This is a genomic window from Agrobacterium sp. 16-2014-1-2a, from assembly GCF_053522705.1.
Genome location: NZ_JBNWBX010000017.1, coordinates 1 through 19,110, shown reverse-complemented (window position 1 = coordinate 19,110; position 19,110 = coordinate 1). Strand labels below are relative to the sequence as shown.

The following is a 19,110-nucleotide window of genomic DNA, read 5'->3' as shown; positions in this document are numbered from 1 at the left end:
AATTGTAATTTATGATTTATTCTTATGTAATTATATTTTTATTAGTGACGTAATAATCCTGTAATTCGTTCAAAGTAGATGAAACTATATTAATCATCGCTTGGCTGGCTTGTTTTTATCGGCCAGTTTTCTTCCGAGACGACTTCATGTCCGATTTAACTGTTGTGCTCACCAGCTGCCGCCGTCCTGATCTTCTCATCGGAACTCTCGATAGCTTCTTCTCTACTAATGATTACCCGCTACGGGAATTTATCATTATCGAGGACTCTGACGACGAATCGGTGTGGGCGATTCCGGCGCGGTATCCAGAGCAACCGATCCGCGTCATTTTGAACGGCGTCAATATTGGGCAGCACCGCTCTATCGACCGGGCATATTCGGAAGTGCAAACCCCTTACATCCTGCATCTCGAAGACGACTGGGCATTTCCTGTTTCTAAGGTTGTCGGCAGGGGCATCGAAATACTGAAGCGGGACCCGCAGGTGGCGCTCGTTCAACTCAGAACCGATGACGACATGCCCCGTGACATTCGGCGTAAGGCGCAGGCAGTTGAAGATTTAAGGTATTGGCGAATACCGCCGACCGCGCATCGTGTCTGGCATAGCTTCACCTTCAATCCGACCGTCAAGCGGTTGTCCTGCTATAAAAAACTACCACAAGGTTATGCCGGTTTCCGGACAGAGGCGGAGATTAGTATCTTTTATAAGGATCAGGGCGCGATCATGGCGTGGTTGGCCGAAACCGGCGTCAGCCATTCGGGATTTGGCCGCAGCAATTATGGTCTTAAGAAACGCCGTGGTTGGCGCGGTGTGGCGCAAGAACTCGACAGATTCTTTTCGCTGGCGACAGTCCGTAAATGGCGGCGTTCCGTGACGCGCAACGTCGCACACTTCAAGCGCAAGTATCGGGAGCGTCAGTTGATCAGGTCCGATCGCAGTGCGCTTGAGCCGTAATAGATTAAAGGTCGGTTGCGAAAGGTATCAAACCAGCGCATTTGGATGCCGCAAAGGGGTTCGTTGAGGTGACGGGCTTGGGGGTAACCGGTTAAGCGGCCGAGGAAAAAACGTGGCGGGGAGGGTGTCAACAGTTTCTTCCGAAAGCGAATAAAAAGCGCTTGCCATTCTTTTCCGTGCGCCTTAAAGGGAACGCATACCGAAGCGGCCAAGTGATTTTCGTGGTCGGCTAAGGTGTTAAAGGGGTATAGCTCAGTTGGTAGAGCGGCGGTCTCCAAAACCGCAGGTCGTAAGTTCGAGCCTTACTGCCCCTGCCACTTTCCATCCGCAAGCGCGGTCTTCGCTGCATGGCAGATGGGTGCCGGTTTTCCGGCGAATTTCGCCGAATGTCGATTTCCTCTTGTTAAAACTGGAATCGGTGTTTATGTAAGGTCAAAACAGACACGCGGTGCGTGGGGCTGATTAGTTCGGCTTTACGCGCCGTAATTGCGTGGGCAGTCAATGGCATCCAAAACCAATCCGTTTACGTTTCTGCAGCAGGTTCGCGCCGAAGCGTCTAAAATCACTTGGCCGTCGCGCCGCGAGACCATGATTTCGACGGCTATGGTGCTTGTGATGGTCATTTTTGCGGCTCTGTTCTTTTTTGCTGCTGACCAGCTCATCGGCTGGGTGCTTAGCCTCGTGCTGAACGTCGGCCGGTAACGGATTGAACGGAGAATAAAAATGGCAGCGCGCTGGTATATCGTTCACGCATATTCGAATTTCGAAAAGAAGGTCGCTGAGTCGATCGAAGAGAAGGCTCGTCAGAAGGGTCTTGATCATCTTTTCGAGAAAATCCTCGTTCCAACCGAAAAGGTTGTCGAGGTGCGTCGTGGCCGCAAGGTCGACAGCGAGCGCAAGTTCTTTCCAGGTTACGTGCTTGTGCGCGCCAACCTGACGGATGAGGCCTATCACCTCATCAAGAACACGCCGAAGGTGACCGGTTTCCTCGGTTCGGACAATAAGCCTGTTCCGATTCCGGATTATGAAGCCGATCGTATCCTCGGTCAGGTTCAGGAAGGTGTCGAGCGTCCGAAGTCTTCGGTTTCGTTCGAGGTCGGCGAGCAGGTTCGCGTTTCCGATGGTCCGTTCGCGTCGTTCAACGGCGTTGTTCAGGATGTCGACGAAGAGCGTTCGCGCCTGAAGGTGGAAGTTTCGATTTTCGGCCGCGCTACGCCGGTCGAGCTGGAATACAGTCAGGTCGAGAAGGTCTGACTGGAGGGGTGAAACCCCAATCGCGTGGAAGGCAAACGGGCTCCCATAGCCGGGGCAGGGCGCCGCACCACGCAACCGCAGCCGCCGGAGCGATCCGGCTAGAGAGAAGCCGGGAAACCGGTTTGAATTGAAAGGCAGAGAGATATGGCTAAGAAAGTTATGGGCCAGCTCAAGCTGCAGGTGAAGGCAGGGTCGGCCAATCCGTCCCCGCCGATCGGTCCTGCACTTGGTCAGCGCGGCATCAACATCATGGAATTCTGCAAGGCGTTCAATGCCGCCACGCAGGAAATGGAAAAGGGTATGCCGATTCCGGTCGTCATCACCTATTACCAGGACAAGTCCTTCACCTTCGTCATGAAGCAGCCGCCGATGACCTATTGGCTGAAGAAGGAAGCGAAGATCACCTCCGGCTCCAAGACGCCTGGTAAGGGCGCCAAGGTTGGCTCCATCACCAAGGCTCAGGTCAAGACGATCGCTGAAGCCAAGATGAAGGATCTGAATGCTGCCGATATCGAAGGCGCAATGGCAATGGTTGAGGGCTCTGCCCGCGCCATGGGCCTGGAAGTAGTAGGTTGATCATGGCCAAGGTAGCAAAGCGTATTCAGAAGATCCGCGAAGGTGTGGATCCTAACAAGCTCTACGTTCTCACCGACGCCATTTCGATGGTCAAGGAACGTGCAGTCGCCAAGTTCGACGAAACCGTTGAAGTTTCGATGAACCTCGGCGTTGACCCGCGCCATGCGGACCAGATGGTTCGCGGCGTTGTCAACCTGCCGAACGGCACGGGCCGTGACGTTCGCGTCGCCGTTTTTGCACGTGGCGCCAAGGCTGATGAAGCCACGGCTGCTGGTGCTGACGTTGTTGGCGCAGAAGAGCTGGTTGAAATCGTTCAGGGCGGCAAGATCGACTTCGATCGTTGCATCGCGACCCCGGACATGATGCCGCTCGTCGGCCGTCTCGGCAAGGTACTCGGCCCGCGTGGCATGATGCCGAACCCGAAGGTAGGTACGGTGACGATGGATGTTGCCGGCGCCGTCAAGGCGTCCAAGGGCGGCGCTGTTGAGTTCCGCGTCGAAAAGGCCGGTATCGTACACGCTGGTATTGGCAAGGCTTCGTTCGACGCCAAGGCTCTTGAAGAAAACATCAAGGCTTTCGCCGATGCGGTCATCAAGGCAAAGCCGACGGGTGCCAAGGGCAACTACGTCAAGCGCGTTGCCATCTCCTCGACCATGGGTCCGGGCGTCAAGATCGAACCTTCGTCGGTTACGGCTTAATCAATTCTCGTGCTTCCCTGTCGGGGAGCGTGATTAAAAGAATTTCCGGCTCTCAGGGAGCCGGAGATTTCCGGGGAAACCCGGAACTCCTGTCCGAGATTGCGGGTGGCCATGTCCTTCGGGGTTTGGCCTTAATCATTCAACCTGCATGAGACGGGTGAGGCTGGATTTGAGGCATCGCAGATGCCTGACTGTCCGGTTCGAACCTGGTGTGCCTGTGCCTGAAGCCGTTTGCGGCGACAGAGCGGGGGACAGGATCCTCGAGCGTCGCTCGGGATCTTTGTAAAAAGGTCCCTTGGGGCAAAGGCAAACCCGACGGGTTCACACTTATGTGGCCCCGTCTACTGGAGACAGACAGTGGAAAGAGCGGAAAAACGCGAATTCGTCACGGAGCTGAACGAAGTCTTCAAGGCTTCCGGTTCGGTTGTCGTGGCCCACTATGCTGGTGTCACCGTTGCGCAAATGAACGACTTCCGTTCGAAAATGCGCGCTGCCGGAGGCACCGTCAAGGTCGCGAAGAACCGCCTGGCCAAGATCGCTCTTCAGGGCACGGAGTCGGAAGGGATGACAGATCTCTTCAAGGGCCAGACGCTGATTGCATACAGCGTCGACCCTATGATTGCTCCGAAAGTCGTCATGGATTTCGCAAAGACCAACGATAAAGTCGTTGTTCTCGGCGGTTCCATGGGCGCAACCACGCTCAACGCCGAAGCAGTCAAGTCGCTTGCGACCCTGCCTTCGCTGGACGAGCTGCGCGCAAAGCTGCTGGGCCTACTCAACGCCCCGGCAACTCGCGTCGCCACGGTTGTCGCAGCACCTGCAAGCCAGCTTGCACGGGTGTTCTCGGCTTACGCCAAGAAGGACGAAGCCGCTTAAGGCGGTTTTTCGCTGTAATTATTCAAACTGGTTCGAACTGAACAAAAGGAACTATCAAAATGGCTGATCTCGCAAAGATCGTTGAAGACCTCTCCACCCTGACCGTTCTGGAAGCTGCAGAACTGTCGAAGCTTCTCGAAGAAAAGTGGGGCGTTTCCGCCGCTGCTCCGGTAGCTGTTGCTGCTGCTGGCGGTGCTGGCGCTGCTGCTGTCGTTGAAGAAGAAAAGACCGAATTCGACGTGATCCTGGTTGACGCTGGCGCCAACAAGATCAACGTCATCAAGGAAGTCCGCGCTATCACGGGTCTCGGCCTGAAGGAAGCTAAGGACCTCGTTGAAGGCGCTCCGAAGGCTGTCAAGGAAGCTGTTTCCAAGGCTGAAGCTGCTGACCTCAAGAAGAAGCTTGAAGACGCTGGCGCCAAGGTCGACGTTAAGTAATCTTGCGATTGCTGGCGGGAAGGGGCTTCATGCCCCTTTCCGTCGTCATCGTTTTAAAACTTATTACCCAAAAGCCGCGTGAAAATGGCTTTTGGGTAATGGGTTCTTCAAGAGAATGGTTCCGAACCGGCTCATCTAGGCAATCCGGCCTGATCGATCCGGGATGTGGAACGAGATTGATGACACCCATTGCTTGACGGGATCGACTGGCCATCGGTTCCCGTCCGTTGCAGGCCCGGATGCAATTTTAAAGGAGCGACGATGGCTCAGACCCTTTCGTTTAACGGTCGCAGGCGCGTACGCAAGTTTTTCGGCAAAATTCCAGAAGTAGCGGAAATGCCGAACCTCATCGAGGTTCAGAAGGCTTCGTATGACCAGTTTCTCATGGTTGACGAGCCCAAGGGTGGCCGTCCCGACGAGGGATTGAATGCCGTATTCAAATCCGTATTCCCGATCACCGATTTTTCCGGCGCATCCATGCTCGAATTCGTGTCTTACGAATTCGAAGCGCCGAAGTTTGACGTCGAGGAATGCCGTCAGCGCGATCTGACCTATGCAGCGCCGCTGAAAGTGACGCTGCGCCTCATCGTGTTCGATATCGACGAGGATACAGGCGCGAAGTCCATCAAGGACATCAAGGAACAGTCCGTATACATGGGCGACATGCCGCTCATGACCAATAACGGCACGTTCATCGTCAACGGTACAGAGCGCGTCATCGTTTCGCAGATGCACCGTTCACCGGGCGTATTCTTTGACCACGACAAGGGCAAGAGCCATTCTTCCGGCAAGCTTCTGTTCGCTGCCCGCGTCATCCCGTATCGCGGTTCCTGGCTCGACATCGAGTTCGACGCCAAGGACATCGTCTATGCTCGTATCGACCGTCGCCGCAAGCTGCCCGTGACCTCGCTCCTGATGGCGCTTGGCATGGATGGTGAAGAAATCCTGTCGACGTTCTACAGCAAGGCTTCCTACGAGCGCTCCGGCGATGGCTGGCGCATTCCGTTCCAGCCTGAAACGCTGAAGAATGCCAAGGTCATCACCGACATGATCGACGCCGACACCGGTGAAGTCGTTGTCGAAGGTGGCAAGAAGCTGACTCCGCGTCTTATCCGCCAGCTCGTCGACAAGGGCCTCAAGGCACTTAAGGCGACTGACGAAGACCTCTATGGCAACTTCCTTGCCGAAGACATCGTCAACTACTCGACGGGTGAGATCTATCTCGAAGCCGGCGACGAAATCGACGAAAAGACGCTTGGCCTCATTCTTCAGTCCGGCTTTGACGAGATTCCGGTCCTCAACATCGACCACGTCAATGTTGGCGCCTATATCCGCAACACGCTGCATGCGGACAAGAACCAGAACCGCCAGGAAGCGCTGTTCGACATCTACCGCGTCATGCGTCCGGGTGAGCCGCCGACCATGGATTCGGCAGAAGCGATGTTCAACTCGCTGTTCTTCGATGCAGAACGTTATGATCTCTCGGCTGTTGGCCGCGTGAAGATGAACATGCGTCTCGACCTCGACGCGGAAGACACCGTGCGCACGTTGCGCAAGGAAGACATCCTCGCTGTCGTCAAGATGCTGGTCGAACTGCGCGACGGCAAGGGCGAAATCGACGACATCGACAACCTCGGCAACCGCCGTGTGCGTTCGGTCGGCGAGCTGATGGAAAACCAGTACCGCCTCGGCCTTCTGCGCATGGAACGTGCGATCAAGGAACGTATGTCCTCGATCGAAATCGACACCGTGATGCCGCAGGACCTGATCAATGCGAAGCCGGCAGCTGCCGCCGTTCGCGAATTCTTCGGTTCCTCGCAGCTGTCGCAGTTCATGGACCAGGTGAACCCGCTTTCGGAAATCACCCACAAGCGCCGTCTTTCGGCTCTTGGACCGGGTGGTCTGACCCGTGAGCGCGCCGGCTTCGAAGTCCGCGACGTTCATCCGACCCACTACGGCCGTATTTGCCCGATCGAAACGCCGGAAGGCCCGAACATCGGTCTTATCAACTCGCTTGCCACCTTTGCCCGCGTCAACAAGTACGGCTTCATCGAAAGCCCGTACCGCAAGATCATCGACGGCAAGGTGACGACCGACGTTATCTACCTCTCCGCCATGGAAGAGGCCAAGTACTACGTCGCACAGGCCAATGCCGAGCTCGATGGCGAAGGCGCCTTCACTGAAGAGTTCGTTGTTTGCCGTCACTCGGGCGAAGTTATGCTCGCACCGCGCGACAACATTAACCTGATGGACGTTTCGCCGAAGCAGCTCGTTTCGGTCGCAGCGGCTCTCATTCCGTTCCTGGAAAACGACGACGCCAACCGCGCTCTCATGGGCTCGAACATGCAGCGTCAGGCCGTTCCGCTTCTGCGGGCGGAAGCGCCGTTCGTCGGCACAGGCATGGAACCGATCGTCGCCCGTGACTCCGGCGCTGCCATCGCGGCTCGCCGCGGCGGTGTCGTCGACCAGGTGGATGCGACCCGTATCGTTATCCGCGCTACGGAAGAACTCGATGCCGGCAAGTCGGGCGTCGATATCTACCGTTTGCAGAAGTTCCAGCGTTCGAACCAGAACACCTGCGTCAACCAGCGTCCGCTGGTCGCTGTCGGTGACATCATCTCCAAGGGTGATATCATCGCTGATGGTCCGTCGACCGACCTCGGCGATCTGGCGCTCGGCCGTAACGCGCTCGTCGCGTTCATGCCCTGGAACGGCTACAACTACGAAGACTCGATCCTGATGTCGGAACGTATCGTTTCCGACGACGTGTTCACCTCCATCCACATCGAAGAATTCGAAGTGATGGCGCGTGACACGAAGCTTGGTCCGGAAGAAATCACGCGCGACATTCCGAACGTTTCGGAAGAAGCGCTGAAGAACCTCGACGAAGCCGGTATCGTTTACATCGGTGCGGAAGTTCAGCCGGGCGATATCCTCGTCGGCAAGATCACGCCGAAGGGCGAAAGCCCGATGACGCCGGAAGAAAAGCTTCTGCGCGCCATCTTCGGTGAAAAGGCTTCCGACGTTCGCGACACCTCCATGCGCATGCCTCCGGGCACGTTTGGTACCGTTGTGGAAGTCCGCGTCTTCAACCGTCACGGTGTGGAGAAGGATGAGCGCGCGATGGCAATCGAGCGCGAAGAGATCGAACGTCTGGCAAAGGACCGCGACGACGAACAGGCAATTCTTGACCGTAACGTCTACGGCCGCCTGATCGACATGCTGCGTGGTCACGTTTCCATCGCCGGTCCGAAGGGCTTCAAGAAGGGGGTCGAGCTTTCCAACGCCGTCGTCTCCGAATATCCCCGCTCGCAGTGGTGGATGTTTGCAGTCGAAGACGAGAAGGCCCAGTCCGAACTGGAAGCACTTCGCGGCCAGTACGACGAATCCAAGTCGCGCCTTGAACAGCGCTTCATGGACAAGGTCGAGAAGGTCCAGCGCGGCGATGAAATGCCTCCTGGCGTCATGAAGATGGTCAAGGTCTTCGTCGCTGTGAAGCGCAAGATCCAGCCGGGCGACAAGATGGCCGGCCGTCACGGTAACAAGGGCGTCGTCTCGCGTATCGTTCCTGTCGAGGACATGCCGTTCCTCGAAGACGGCACGCATGTCGACATCTGCTTGAACCCGCTCGGCGTGCCTTCGCGCATGAACGTCGGCCAGATCCTCGAAACCCACCTCGCATGGGCATGCGCAGGTATGGGCAAGAAGATCGGCGAGATGCTCGAAGAGTATCGCAAGACGATGGACATCAGCGAGCTTCGCACGGAGCTTACCGAAATCTATGCGAGTGAATCGCATGACGAGGTAAAGCGCTTCGACGACGAATCGCTGGTCAAGCTTGCCGAAGAAGCCAAGCGCGGTGTTTCCATCGCGACCCCGGTCTTCGACGGTGCGCATGAACCCGACGTTGCCGCGATGCTGAAGAAGGCAGGTCTGCATGAATCCGGTCAGTCCGTTCTTTATGACGGTCGTACCGGCGAGCCGTTCGATCGCAAGGTCACCGTCGGCTACATGTACATGATCAAGCTGAACCACCTTGTTGACGACAAGATCCACGCTCGCTCGATCGGTCCTTACTCGCTCGTTACCCAGCAGCCGCTGGGCGGCAAGGCGCAGTTCGGCGGACAGCGCTTCGGGGAAATGGAAGTCTGGGCTCTGGAAGCATACGGCGCGGCTTACACGCTGCAGGAAATGCTCACCGTCAAGTCGGACGACGTGGCGGGCCGCACCAAGGTCTACGAGGCGATCGTCCGTGGCGACGATACCTTCGAGGCCGGTATCCCCGAGAGCTTCAACGTTCTCGTCAAGGAAATGCGGTCGCTCGGTCTTTCGGTCGAACTGGAGAACTCGAAGGTCGAGACCCAGCCCGAGGATCAGCTGCCCGACGCAGCGGAATAAAGATGAGAGAGGCGGGCGCCGTGTTGGCGCCTGCCGGTTCCCCGGCGACCAATGGTTGCCGCGGGACACTTTCGCCGCATTGTGCGGTTAATCCGTATTTAAAGCTCTGGACGGTGACCCGGGAAGAAGCCGGTCCAGATGCAAACAGGGGCAGCAGCTAGCCTCTCAAGGAGACAAGGCATGAACCAAGAGGTCATGAATCTTTTCAATCCTCAGGTGCCTGCGCAGCATTTCGATTCCATCCGGATTTCGATCGCTTCGCCGGAAAAAATCCTGTCGTGGTCCTACGGCGAGATCAAGAAGCCGGAAACCATCAACTATCGTACGTTCAAGCCGGAACGCGATGGTCTCTTCTGCGCGCGCATTTTCGGACCTATCAAGGACTACGAATGCCTGTGCGGCAAGTACAAGCGCATGAAGTACAAGGGCATCATCTGCGAAAAGTGCGGCGTTGAAGTTACGCTGTCGCGCGTTCGCCGTGAGCGCATGGGCCATATCGAGCTCGCAGCGCCCGTTGCCCATATCTGGTTCCTGAAGTCGCTTCCCTCGCGTATCTCGACCTTGCTCGACATGACGCTGAAGGATGTCGAACGCGTTCTCTATTTCGAGAACTACATCGTCACCGAACCCGGCCTCACCTCGATGAAGCAGAACCAGCTTCTGTCCGAGGAAGAGTACATGATCGCCGTTGACGAGTTCGGCGAAGACCAGTTCACCGCCATGATCGGCGCTGAAGCCATCTACGAGATGCTGGCTTCGATGAACCTCGAAAAGATCGCCGGCGACCTGCGTGCCGAGCTTGCCGAGACCACCTCGGATCTCAAGCAAAAGAAGTTCATGAAGCGTCTCAAGATCGTTGAGAACTTCATGGAATCCGGCAATCGTCCGGAATGGATGATCATGAAGGTCGTTCCGGTTATTCCGCCGGACCTTCGTCCGCTGGTTCCGCTGGATGGTGGCCGTTTCGCGACGTCCGACCTCAACGATCTCTATCGCCGCGTCATCAACCGTAACAACCGTCTGAAGCGCCTGATCGAGCTTCGCGCGCCTGGTATCATCATCCGCAACGAAAAGCGTATGTTGCAGGAATCCGTCGATGCGCTGTTCGATAACGGCCGTCGCGGTCGCGTCATCACGGGTGCGAACAAGCGTCCGCTGAAGTCGCTTTCCGACATGCTCAAGGGCAAGCAGGGCCGCTTCCGCCAGAACCTTCTCGGCAAGCGCGTCGACTATTCAGGCCGTTCGGTCATCGTGACCGGTCCGGAACTGAAGCTGCACCAGTGCGGCCTGCCGAAGAAGATGGCGCTCGAGCTGTTCAAGCCGTTCATCTATGCCCGCCTCGACGCCAAGGGTTACTCCTCGACCGTCAAGCAGGCCAAGAAGCTGGTTGAAAAGGAAAAGCCTGAAGTTTGGGATATCCTCGACGAGGTCATCCGCGAGCATCCGGTCCTTCTGAACCGCGCACCGACGCTGCACCGTCTGGGTATCCAGGCCTTCGAACCCATGCTGGTTGAAGGCAAGGCCATTCAGCTGCATCCGCTCGTCTGCACGGCTTTCAACGCCGACTTCGACGGCGACCAGATGGCCGTTCACGTGCCGCTGTCGCTTGAAGCCCAGCTTGAAGCCCGCGTGCTGATGATGTCGACCAACAACATCCTGCATCCGGCAAACGGCCACCCGATCATCGTTCCTTCGCAGGACATGGTTCTCGGCCTGTATTACCTGTCGATCATGAACCAGAATGAGCCCGGCGAAGGCATGGCCTTCTCGGACATCGGCGAATTGCATCACGCGCTTGAAAACAAGGTCGTGACGCTGCATGCCAAGATCCGTGGTCGTTTCAAGACCGTGGATGCTGACGGCAAGCCGGTTTCCAAGATCCATGAAACGACGCCTGGCCGTATGCTGATTGGCGAACTTCTGCCGAAGAACGTCAACGTGCCGTTCGACGTCTGCAATCAGGAAATGACCAAGAAGAACATCTCCAAGATGATCGACACGGTCTACCGTCATTGCGGCCAGAAAGACACGGTCATCTTCTGCGACCGGATCATGCAGCTCGGCTTTGCTCACGCTTGCCGCGCCGGTATCTCGTTCGGCAAGGACGACATGGTCATTCCGGACAGCAAGGTTAAGATCGTCGGTGACACCGAAGCCTTGGTGAAGGAATACGAACAGCAGTATAACGACGGTCTCATCACCCAGGGCGAAAAGTACAACAAGGTTGTCGACGCCTGGGGTAAGGCAACCGAAAAGGTCGCCGAAGAAATGATGGCGCGCATCAAGGCTGTGGAATTCGACCCGGAAACGGGCCGCCAGAAGCCGATGAACTCCATCTACATGATGAGCCACTCGGGCGCCCGCGGTTCACCGAACCAGATGCGTCAGCTGGGCGGCATGCGCGGCCTGATGGCCAAGCCCTCGGGCGAAATCATCGAGACGCCGATCATCTCGAACTTCAAGGAAGGCCTGACCGTTAACGAGTACTTCAACTCGACCCACGGTGCCCGTAAGGGTCTTGCAGACACCGCCTTGAAGACGGCGAACTCGGGTTACCTTACCCGCCGTCTCGTCGACGTGGCACAGGATTGCATCGTCAACTCCGTGGATTGCGGCACCGACAAGGGCCTCACCATGACCGCCATCGTTGATGCCGGTCAGGTCGTTGCCTCGCTCGGCGCACGTATCCTCGGCCGTACGGCTCTTGATGACATCGACAATCCGGTAACTGGCGAGAACATCGTCAAGGCCAGAACGTTGATCGACGAAGCCGACGTTGCAATCATCGAGAAGGCTGGCATCCAGTCCGTCCGTATCCGCTCGGCACTGACCTGCGAAGTGCAGGTCGGCGTTTGCGGCGTCTGCTACGGTCGTGACCTTGCTCGCGGTACTCCGGTCAACATGGGCGAAGCCGTTGGCGTCATCGCCGCACAGTCGATCGGTGAACCGGGCACGCAGCTCACCATGCGTACCTTCCACCTTGGCGGTACGGCAAACGTGGTCGACCAGTCGTTCCTGGAAGCTTCGTATGAAGGCACGATCCAGATCAAGAACCGCAACATCCTGCGGAACTCCGATGGCGTTCTCATCGCAATGGGCCGTAACATGTCGGTCACCATTCTCGATGAGCGCGGCGTGGAACGTTCCTCGCAGCGTGTCGCTTATGGTTCGAAGATCTTCGTTGATGACGGCGACAAGGTAAAACGCGGCCAGCGTCTTGCAGAGTGGGACCCCTACACCCGTCCGATGATGACGGAAGTGGAAGGTACCGTTCACTTCGAGGACCTCGTCGACGGTCTTTCCGTTCTGGAAGCCACCGACGAATCCACCGGCATCACCAAGCGTCAGGTCATTGACTGGCGTTCGACTCCGCGCGGTTCGGACCTCAAGCCCGCGATCATCATCAAGGATGCTTCCGGCGCTGTCGCAAAGCTTAGCCGCGGTGGCGAAGCCCGCTTCCACCTCTCCGTGGACGCGATTCTGTCGGTTGAGCCTGGTTCGAAGGTCTTCCAGGGTGACGTGCTTGCACGTTCGCCGCTGGAAAGCGCCAAGACCAAGGACATCACCGGTGGTCTGCCGCGCGTTGCCGAACTGTTCGAAGCACGTCGTCCGAAGGATCATGCTGTCATCGCTGAGATCGATGGTACGATCCGCCTCGGTCGCGACTACAAGAACAAGCGTCGCGTGATGATCGAGCCTGCGGAAGACGGCGTCGAGCCGGTCGAATACCTGATCCCGAAGGGCAAGCCCTTCCATCTTCAGGAAGGCGACTACATCGAGAAGGGTGAATACATTCTCGACGGCAATCCGGCACCGCACGACATTCTGGCAATCAAGGGCGTAGAGGCTTTGGCTTCCTACCTCGTGAACGAAATCCAGGAAGTCTACCGACTGCAGGGCGTTGTGATCAACGACAAGCACATCGAGGTGATCGTTCGCCAGATGCTGCAGAAGGTCGAGATCACCGATGCGGGCGACAGCCACTACATCGTTGGCGACAATGTCGATCGTATCGAGCTTGACGACAACAACGACCGCCTGATCGAAGAAGGCAAGAAGCCCGCTTATGGCGATCCGGTTCTTCTCGGTATCACCAAGGCATCGCTGCAGACGCCGTCCTTCATCTCGGCCGCATCGTTCCAGGAAACCACCAAGGTTCTCACGGAAGCTGCGATCGCCGGCAAGACGGATACGCTGCAGGGCCTCAAGGAAAACGTCATCGTCGGCCGCCTCATCCCGGCCGGTACCGGCGGCACCATGACGCAGATCCGCCGCATCGCCACCTCGCGCGACGACCTCATTCTCGAGGAACGCCGCAAGGGTACGGGTGCAGGCTCTGCAACACAGATGCTGCAGGACATGACGGATCCGGCTCCGGCCGAATAAGGTCTGCTCAAGGGCAGGGGCTTTACGAAGCCCCGCCAAAGTTCAGTAAAAAAACGCCCGGAGCAATCCGGGCGTTTTTTGTTTTGGTCGGGTTAGAATGTCAGATCTGGTCCTTCATATGGCCAGTCCCGTCTCGGGGTTTTTCCTGCTCACCGATGGTGTAGCGCGTCAAAACGGAAAGCCGGCGAACAAGATCGGTCTTGCCCGTACTGCCGGTCTTTGCATAGATAGACTTGGCGTTGCTGCGAACCGTTTCGTGCGAGATTTGAAGTTGCTTTGCCACGGAGGGAAGTGAAAGACCCTTCAGGATTTCCAGCGCGACACGGGCCTCGCCCTTGGTGAGATCGTATAATCCCTTCAGAAGCGGCGTGACGTCGGCAACGGTGTCCGATGGTTGCGATATTAGCACGATGGCGCTGCCGTTAGGGGATAAATCCAGCGCGTCCTTGCGCAGCGGTATGACGTGAAGGATGCACACCCCGTCTCCGCTTGTCGGCAAGGGTAGGGAACTGACACTGCCGCCGGCGAGCGCCTTGTAGAGCAGCCGGTTTATTCTCTCGTCCAAGATTAAGATCCTGTCGCGGGCGCGGGTGGAAATACACTTTTTGGTCGCCTCGAACAGGGTGTTTGTGGAAAGAACGCGTCCGCTTGCCTGGAGCACCGCCGCCGGCGCACCGATGGCGTTGAGGCCGAGCGTGATGGCATCTGCTTTCTGGCGTTGCAGCCCTGTTGCGAGGGTGAGGCTGCGGGCGATATGCGGCCTCAGCCGGCCAAGTGCCGCCATGGTTTCCGGACCAATGATTCCTCTGTCGAGCTTGCGTTCGAACAGGAGAGTCATTTCGGGATGATCCGGCGGCGCAACCTGCGTTGCCACCCCATATCCCAGTCCACGCGGCATCAGGAAATCGCGCACGATTGGCAGCCCCGCCCATTCGTCAGGGGTAAAGATATCGAAATCACGCACGAAGGAAAATTGGCCCTCGCGGACAGCGCGTGTGAGGCGATCGTTGCGGTGGTTCCAGCCGCCCTTCATGAAGGCTTGCATGAGCTCCTGGAAATTGGGCGGATAGAGCCATGCTTCATCCTCGCCTTTGCCCCAGGTGAGCGCGCCGCCCCAGAAATCGAGCCGTTGGCCGATTGCGGCTATCACGTTCGCCCAGCGATCGGGAAAAAGTGCTGCCTCGTAAATGTCATCTATAATGTCTGCCGAAGATATATTATCCAACCCGCCACCAAAATCATGCGTCGGGATCACTTTAATCTTAGATCTTCGTATATTTCAACGGAAATAAAAATAATACTATTATATTTAAAGTATATAATCTATCAGTGACTTAATATATTGAAAATTAACAAGGTATTTCTCAGCAAAAGGTGGCTGGCACGCAAGATTTCGGCCTTGGCATCAAGTCCTGGAAGACAACCGCCCTGGTGTGGGCGGGTGCCGTTTTATCGGTGGCGGCGCATTTGTCGCGGTGAGGGCGGTCCCTCAGGCGAAACGGATGATCGCGACTTCGCCCTCCAGGGCGCCCTGATAGGCGGAAGCGTGCGGCTCTTCGTCCGGAACTTCAGTCAGCATGCCGATCTGGTCGAGGTCGGCTTCGATGAAACCCTCCTCCGAAAGCGCGTTTAGCGTTTCGCGTACGGCGGTGTCGTCGTCCGGCGCCCGCAGAATGACGTGGATGTCGATGCCTTCGGAATTGTCGTGTTCGTAAGCCTTGCCGATGACGATGAAGACCATCGGCTCGTCGCGTCCGTTGTCGTTGTCGGGGAGGTTGGTCATGACGCGGTTCCTTGATATGTCGTTGTGGAGTATGCGGGCCGGACGGAATCGGTCTTGCGCGCGGCGGTGCCAGCTCCGGCCCGCTTGAGGGAATCAATAGACGGATTTTGTGAAAAGCCAAAGGCCGGAGGTCAAAATCGCTGTTGCCGGCTGTGACTTATGTTAGAAGGAGAGGGCAAAGGGCCTGTGCGCAGGCTTTGTGGCCTCGGGTGCCAGCGCAAAATGCGGATTCGCCCTTGACGAAAGCTGGCTAAAACAGTAGTACGCCCGCCATCGGAGCCTCTATCTGTGCTGGCCGTTCGGAAACGTTTTTCCCGGACATCATCTCAAATGAAGCTTCATTGCACGTAGAAGACACGAATGTTGCACGCAAGACGCCTCATCCGGCGTCCTCTGCTCTTGGTGGTCCATCCGTGAAAACGGATCGGGCCACGTTTTGCGCATGAGGATATATGCGTGCTTCGTCGCCGGAAACGGCATAGCCGCCACCCGTGAGGGTGGCTAAAGTAGTTTTTGCAAGGGATGGTTATATGCCTACCGTAAACCAGCTGATCCGTAAGCCCCGCCAGGCACAGGTAAAGCGCAACAAGGTTCCTGCACTTCAGGAAAACCCGCAGAAGCGTGGTGTTTGCACCCGCGTTTACACGACGACCCCGAAGAAGCCGAACTCGGCTCTGCGTAAGGTTGCCAAGATCCGTCTCACCAACGGCTTCGAAGTCATCGGCTACATTCCCGGTGAAGGTCACAACCTTCAGGAACACTCCGTGGTCATGATCCGCGGCGGCCGCGTAAAGGACTTGCCGGGTGTGCGTTACCACATCATCCGCGGTGTTCTCGATACCCAGGGCGTCAAGAACCGCAAGCAGCGCCGTTCGAAGTACGGTGCGAAGCGTCCGAAGTAATTTTCGGCAACAACAATCAGGCGCTGCGCGAGGTTCTCCGCGTGGTTTAGCGTCAATAACATTGAGAGACAAAGAATATGTCCCGTCGCCATAGTGCAGAAAAGCGTGAGATCAACCCGGACCCGAAGTTCGGCGATCTGGTCGTCACCAAGTTCATGAATGCCATCATGCTTCACGGCAAGAAGTCCGTCGCGGAAAGCATCGTTTACGGCGCGTTCGACGTCGTTCAGGGCAAGACGAAGCAGGAGCCGCTCGGCGTGTTCCACTCCGCCCTCGACAACGTTGCTCCGCACGTTGAAGTGCGTTCGCGTCGCGTTGGCGGTGCTACGTATCAGGTCCCGGTCGACGTTCGTCCGGAGCGCCGCCAGGCTCTCGCCATCCGCTGGCTGATCACTGCTGCTCGCAAGCGTAACGAAACGACCATGGTCGATCGCCTTTCCGGCGAACTCATGGACGCTGCGAACAACCGCGGTTCCGCCGTCAAGAAGCGTGAAGACACGCACAAGATGGCCGACGCAAACCGCGCATTCTCGCATTACCGCTGGTAATCTTAAACGGTCGCATATCGAAAGGCAGTCCATTATGGCTCGCGAATATAAAATCGAAGACTACCGCAATTTCGGTATCATGGCGCATATCGACGCCGGTAAGACGACGACCACCGAGCGTATTCTTTATTACACCGGTAAGTCGCACAAGATCGGCGAAGTTCATGATGGCGCTGCCACGATGGACTGGATGGAACAGGAGCAGGAACGTGGTATCACCATCACGTCCGCTGCGACCACGACCTTCTGGAAGGGTCGCGATGGCAAGATGCGCCGTTTCAACATCATCGACACCCCCGGCCACGTTGACTTCACCATTGAAGTCGAGCGTTCGCTGCGCGTTCTCGACGGTGCCATCGCTCTTCTCGACGCCAACGCCGGTGTAGAGCCGCAGACGGAAACCGTCTGGCGTCAGGCTGAGAAGTACAACGTTCCGCGTATGATCTTCTGCAACAAGATGGACAAGACCGGTGCTGACTTCTACCGCTCGGTAGAAATGATCAAAACCCGTCTCGGCGCTACCGCCGTTGTCATGCAGCTGCCGATCGGCGCTGAGACCGAGTTCAAGGGCGTTATCGACCTGATCGAGATGAACGCACTCATCTGGCGCGACGAATCGCTCGGCGCTCAGTGGGACGTCGTCGAAATTCCTGAAGACATGAAGGCCAAGGCTGAAGAATATCGCGAAAAGCTGATCGAGACCGTTGTCGAGATCGACGAAGAAGCGATGGAAGACTACCTGAACGGCATCATGCCCGACAACGAGAAGATCCGTTCGCTCGTTCGCCGCGGCACCATCGACGTGAAGTTCCACCCGATGTTCTGCGGTACCGCGTTCAAGAACAAGGGCGTTCAGCCGCTTCTCGACGCCGTCGTCGACTACCTGCCTTCGCCGCTCGACATCCCTGCGATCAAGGGCATCGACTTCAAGACCGAAGCCGAAATCGAGCGTCATGCCGATGACAGCGAGCCGCTTTCCATGCTCGCGTTCAAGATCATGAACGACCCCTTCGTCGGTTCGCTGACCTTCGCCCGCATCTACTCCGGCAAGCTCGAAAAGGGCACGTCGGTCATCAACACGGTCAAGGACAAGCGCGAGCGCGTCGGCCGTATGCTGCAGATGCATTCCAACAGCCGTGAAGACATCGAAGAAGCCTTTGCCGGCGACATCGTTGCTCTGGCTGGCCTCAAGGAAACCACCACTGGCGATACGCTCTGCGATCCGCTGAAGCCGGTTATCCTCGAGCGCATGGAATTCCCCGAGCCGGTCATTCAGATCGCCATCGAGCCGAAGACCAAGGGCGACCAGGAAAAGATGGGCCTCGCGCTCAACCGCCTGGCTGCTGAAGATCCTTCGTTTCGCGTCAAGACGGATGAAGAATCCGGTCAGACGATCATCGCGGGTATGGGCGAACTTCACCTCGACATCCTCGTTGACCGTATGCGTCGCGAGTTCAAGGTTGAAGCAACCGTCGGTGCTCCGCAGGTTGCCTACCGCGAAACCATCACGCGTCAGCACGAAGAAGACTACACGCACAAGAAGCAGTCCGGTGGTACCGGTCAGTTTGCTCGCGTGAAGATCATCTTCGAACCGAACCCTGAAGGCGAAGAATTCAAGTTCGAATCCAAGATCGTCGGCGGTGCTGTTCCGAAGGAATACATCCCGGGCGTTCAGAAGGGTATCGAAAGCGTTCTGTCTTCCGGTCCGCTTGCTGGCTTCCCGATGCTGGGCGTCAAGGCGACCCTGATCGACGGCGCATACCACGATGTCGACTCCTCGGTTCTGGCGTTCGAAATCGCATCGCGTGCCTGCTTCCGTGAAGCAGCAAAGAAGGCTGGTGCACAGCTTCTCGAGCCGATGATGAAGGTCGAAGTCGTTACCCCTGAAGATTACGTCGGTGACGTGATCGGCGATCTGAACTCGCGTCGCGGTCAGATCCAGGGTCAGGAATCGCGTGGCATCACCATCGTGATCAGCGCACACGTTCCGCTCGCGAACATGTTCAAGTACGTCGACAACCTGCGCTCCATGTCGCAGGGCCGCGCGCAGTACTCGATGACGTTCGATCACTATTCGCCGGTTCCGTCGAACGTGGCGCAGGAAATCCAGGCAAAGTACTCCGGTCAGAAGTGATCGGGGTGCGCCCCATCAGAGATTTGAAGATTATTCCCCTCAAGGGACAAGAATGGAGAGCCACTAATGGCAAAGAGCAAGTTTGAGCGCAATAAGCCGCACGTCAACATTGGCACGATCGGTCACGTCGACCACGGCAAGACGTCGTTGACTGCTGCGATCACG

At 57.1% G+C, this 19,110-nt stretch carries 16 protein-coding genes and 1 tRNA gene; 15 read left to right on the top strand and 2 right to left on the bottom strand.

Features of this window, described 5'->3' with window-relative positions; genetic code table 11:
- Window positions 1-146: 146 nt before the first annotated feature.
- The 11 genes from ACQZ45_RS26845 to rpoC all read left to right on the top strand — a co-directional run bounded on the left by ACQZ45_RS26845 (window position 147) and on the right by rpoC (window position 13,578).
- Window positions 147-953 (top strand): glycosyltransferase family 2 protein, encoded by an 807-nt coding sequence (locus ACQZ45_RS26845; protein ID WP_003519354.1) that lies wholly within the window; start codon window positions 147-149, stop codon window positions 951-953.
- A 241-nt stretch (window positions 954-1,194) separates the two neighbouring features.
- A tRNA-Trp gene (locus ACQZ45_RS26840) sits at window positions 1,195-1,270 on the top strand.
- 184 nt (window positions 1,271-1,454) lie between these two features.
- Window positions 1,455-1,655, top strand: a complete 201-nt coding sequence (gene secE, locus ACQZ45_RS26835) for a preprotein translocase subunit SecE (protein WP_003507689.1) — start codon at window positions 1,455-1,457, stop codon at window positions 1,653-1,655.
- A 21-nt stretch (window positions 1,656-1,676) separates the two neighbouring features.
- Window positions 1,677-2,207, top strand: coding sequence for a transcription termination/antitermination protein NusG (gene nusG, locus ACQZ45_RS26830; protein ID WP_003519353.1), 531 nt, complete (start codon window positions 1,677-1,679; stop codon window positions 2,205-2,207).
- Between the two features lie 144 nt (window positions 2,208-2,351).
- Window positions 2,352-2,783 carry a 50S ribosomal protein L11 gene (gene rplK, locus ACQZ45_RS26825; RefSeq protein WP_003519352.1) on the top strand — a complete coding sequence of 144 codons (432 nt, stop codon included), beginning with the start codon at window positions 2,352-2,354 and terminating at the stop codon, window positions 2,781-2,783.
- Window positions 2,784-2,785: 2 nt separating this feature from the next.
- Complete coding sequence (gene rplA / locus ACQZ45_RS26820; RefSeq protein WP_003519350.1) at window positions 2,786-3,481, top strand: 50S ribosomal protein L1; 696 nt, start codon at window positions 2,786-2,788, stop codon at window positions 3,479-3,481.
- Window positions 3,482-3,838: 357 nt separating this feature from the next.
- On the top strand, window positions 3,839-4,357 hold the full coding sequence (gene rplJ, locus ACQZ45_RS26815; RefSeq protein ID WP_003519348.1) for a 50S ribosomal protein L10: 519 nt from the start codon (window positions 3,839-3,841) through the stop codon (window positions 4,355-4,357).
- A gap of 59 nt (window positions 4,358-4,416) precedes the next feature.
- Window positions 4,417-4,794, top strand: a complete 378-nt coding sequence (gene rplL / locus ACQZ45_RS26810; protein ID WP_003519347.1) for a 50S ribosomal protein L7/L12 — start codon at window positions 4,417-4,419, stop codon at window positions 4,792-4,794.
- A gap of 29 nt (window positions 4,795-4,823) precedes the next feature.
- Window positions 4,824-4,991, top strand: coding sequence for a hypothetical protein (locus ACQZ45_RS26805; RefSeq protein WP_153793990.1), 168 nt, complete (start codon window positions 4,824-4,826; stop codon window positions 4,989-4,991).
- A gap of 64 nt (window positions 4,992-5,055) precedes the next feature.
- On the top strand, window positions 5,056-9,192 hold the full coding sequence (gene rpoB, locus ACQZ45_RS26800; RefSeq protein WP_013636439.1) for a DNA-directed RNA polymerase subunit beta: 4,137 nt from the start codon (window positions 5,056-5,058) through the stop codon (window positions 9,190-9,192).
- Window positions 9,193-9,372: 180 nt separating this feature from the next.
- The gene (gene rpoC, locus ACQZ45_RS26795) at window positions 9,373-13,578 is read left to right on the top strand and encodes a DNA-directed RNA polymerase subunit beta' (protein ID WP_003519344.1); all 4,206 of its coding nucleotides are present in this window, start codon (window positions 9,373-9,375) and stop codon (window positions 13,576-13,578) included.
- A 100-nt stretch (window positions 13,579-13,678) separates the two neighbouring features.
- On the opposite strand, the gene ACQZ45_RS26790 is transcribed toward rpoC, so the two are convergent.
- Together ACQZ45_RS26790 and ACQZ45_RS26785 are read right to left on the bottom strand one after the other, a co-directional pair.
- Complete coding sequence (locus tag ACQZ45_RS26790) at window positions 13,679-14,803, bottom strand: helix-turn-helix transcriptional regulator (protein WP_081308418.1); 1,125 nt, start codon at window positions 14,801-14,803, stop codon at window positions 13,679-13,681.
- Between the two features lie 264 nt (window positions 14,804-15,067).
- Window positions 15,068-15,361, bottom strand: a complete 294-nt coding sequence (locus tag ACQZ45_RS26785) for a hypothetical protein (protein ID WP_003519341.1) — start codon at window positions 15,359-15,361, stop codon at window positions 15,068-15,070.
- Between the two features lie 530 nt (window positions 15,362-15,891).
- On the opposite strand from ACQZ45_RS26785, the gene rpsL reads away from it, so the two are divergent.
- The 4 genes from rpsL to ACQZ45_RS26765 form a co-directional block, all read left to right on the top strand.
- Window positions 15,892-16,263 (top strand): 30S ribosomal protein S12, encoded by a 372-nt coding sequence (gene rpsL, locus ACQZ45_RS26780; RefSeq protein ID WP_003507760.1) that lies wholly within the window; start codon window positions 15,892-15,894, stop codon window positions 16,261-16,263.
- Between the two features lie 77 nt (window positions 16,264-16,340).
- Complete coding sequence (gene rpsG, locus ACQZ45_RS26775; RefSeq protein WP_003507761.1) at window positions 16,341-16,811, top strand: 30S ribosomal protein S7; 471 nt, start codon at window positions 16,341-16,343, stop codon at window positions 16,809-16,811.
- A gap of 34 nt (window positions 16,812-16,845) precedes the next feature.
- Window positions 16,846-18,945, top strand: a complete 2,100-nt coding sequence (fusA, locus tag ACQZ45_RS26770; RefSeq protein WP_003519335.1) for an elongation factor G — start codon at window positions 16,846-16,848, stop codon at window positions 18,943-18,945.
- 66 nt (window positions 18,946-19,011) lie between these two features.
- Window positions 19,012-19,110, top strand: a 99-nt coding sequence (locus tag ACQZ45_RS26765; protein ID WP_141681087.1) for a GTP-binding protein, incomplete at its 3' end; no start/stop codon positions are given.

What these genes read in the sequence shown, in the direction of transcription:
- rpsL (WP_003507760.1), top strand. Translation starts at nt 15,892, where the DNA reads ATGCCTACCGTAAACCAGCTGATCCGTAAGCCCCGCCAGGCACAGGTA.
- rpoB (WP_013636439.1), top strand. Translation starts at nt 5,056, where the DNA reads ATGGCTCAGACCCTTTCGTTTAACGGTCGCAGGCGCGTACGCAAGTTT.
- rpoC (WP_003519344.1), top strand. Translation starts at nt 9,373, where the DNA reads ATGAACCAAGAGGTCATGAATCTTTTCAATCCTCAGGTGCCTGCGCAG.
- ACQZ45_RS26845 (WP_003519354.1), top strand. Translation starts at nt 147, where the DNA reads ATGTCCGATTTAACTGTTGTGCTCACCAGCTGCCGCCGTCCTGATCTT.
- fusA (WP_003519335.1), top strand. Translation starts at nt 16,846, where the DNA reads ATGGCTCGCGAATATAAAATCGAAGACTACCGCAATTTCGGTATCATG.
- nusG (WP_003519353.1), top strand. Translation starts at nt 1,677, where the DNA reads ATGGCAGCGCGCTGGTATATCGTTCACGCATATTCGAATTTCGAAAAG.
- secE (WP_003507689.1), top strand. Translation starts at nt 1,455, where the DNA reads ATGGCATCCAAAACCAATCCGTTTACGTTTCTGCAGCAGGTTCGCGCC.
- rplK (WP_003519352.1), top strand. Translation starts at nt 2,352, where the DNA reads ATGGCTAAGAAAGTTATGGGCCAGCTCAAGCTGCAGGTGAAGGCAGGG.
- rplA (WP_003519350.1), top strand. Translation starts at nt 2,786, where the DNA reads ATGGCCAAGGTAGCAAAGCGTATTCAGAAGATCCGCGAAGGTGTGGAT.
- ACQZ45_RS26785 (WP_003519341.1), bottom strand. Translation starts at nt 15,361, where the DNA reads ATGACCAACCTCCCCGACAACGACAACGGACGCGACGAGCCGATGGTC.
- ACQZ45_RS26805 (WP_153793990.1), top strand. Translation starts at nt 4,824, where the DNA reads ATGCCCCTTTCCGTCGTCATCGTTTTAAAACTTATTACCCAAAAGCCG.
- rpsG (WP_003507761.1), top strand. Translation starts at nt 16,341, where the DNA reads ATGTCCCGTCGCCATAGTGCAGAAAAGCGTGAGATCAACCCGGACCCG.
- rplL (WP_003519347.1), top strand. Translation starts at nt 4,417, where the DNA reads ATGGCTGATCTCGCAAAGATCGTTGAAGACCTCTCCACCCTGACCGTT.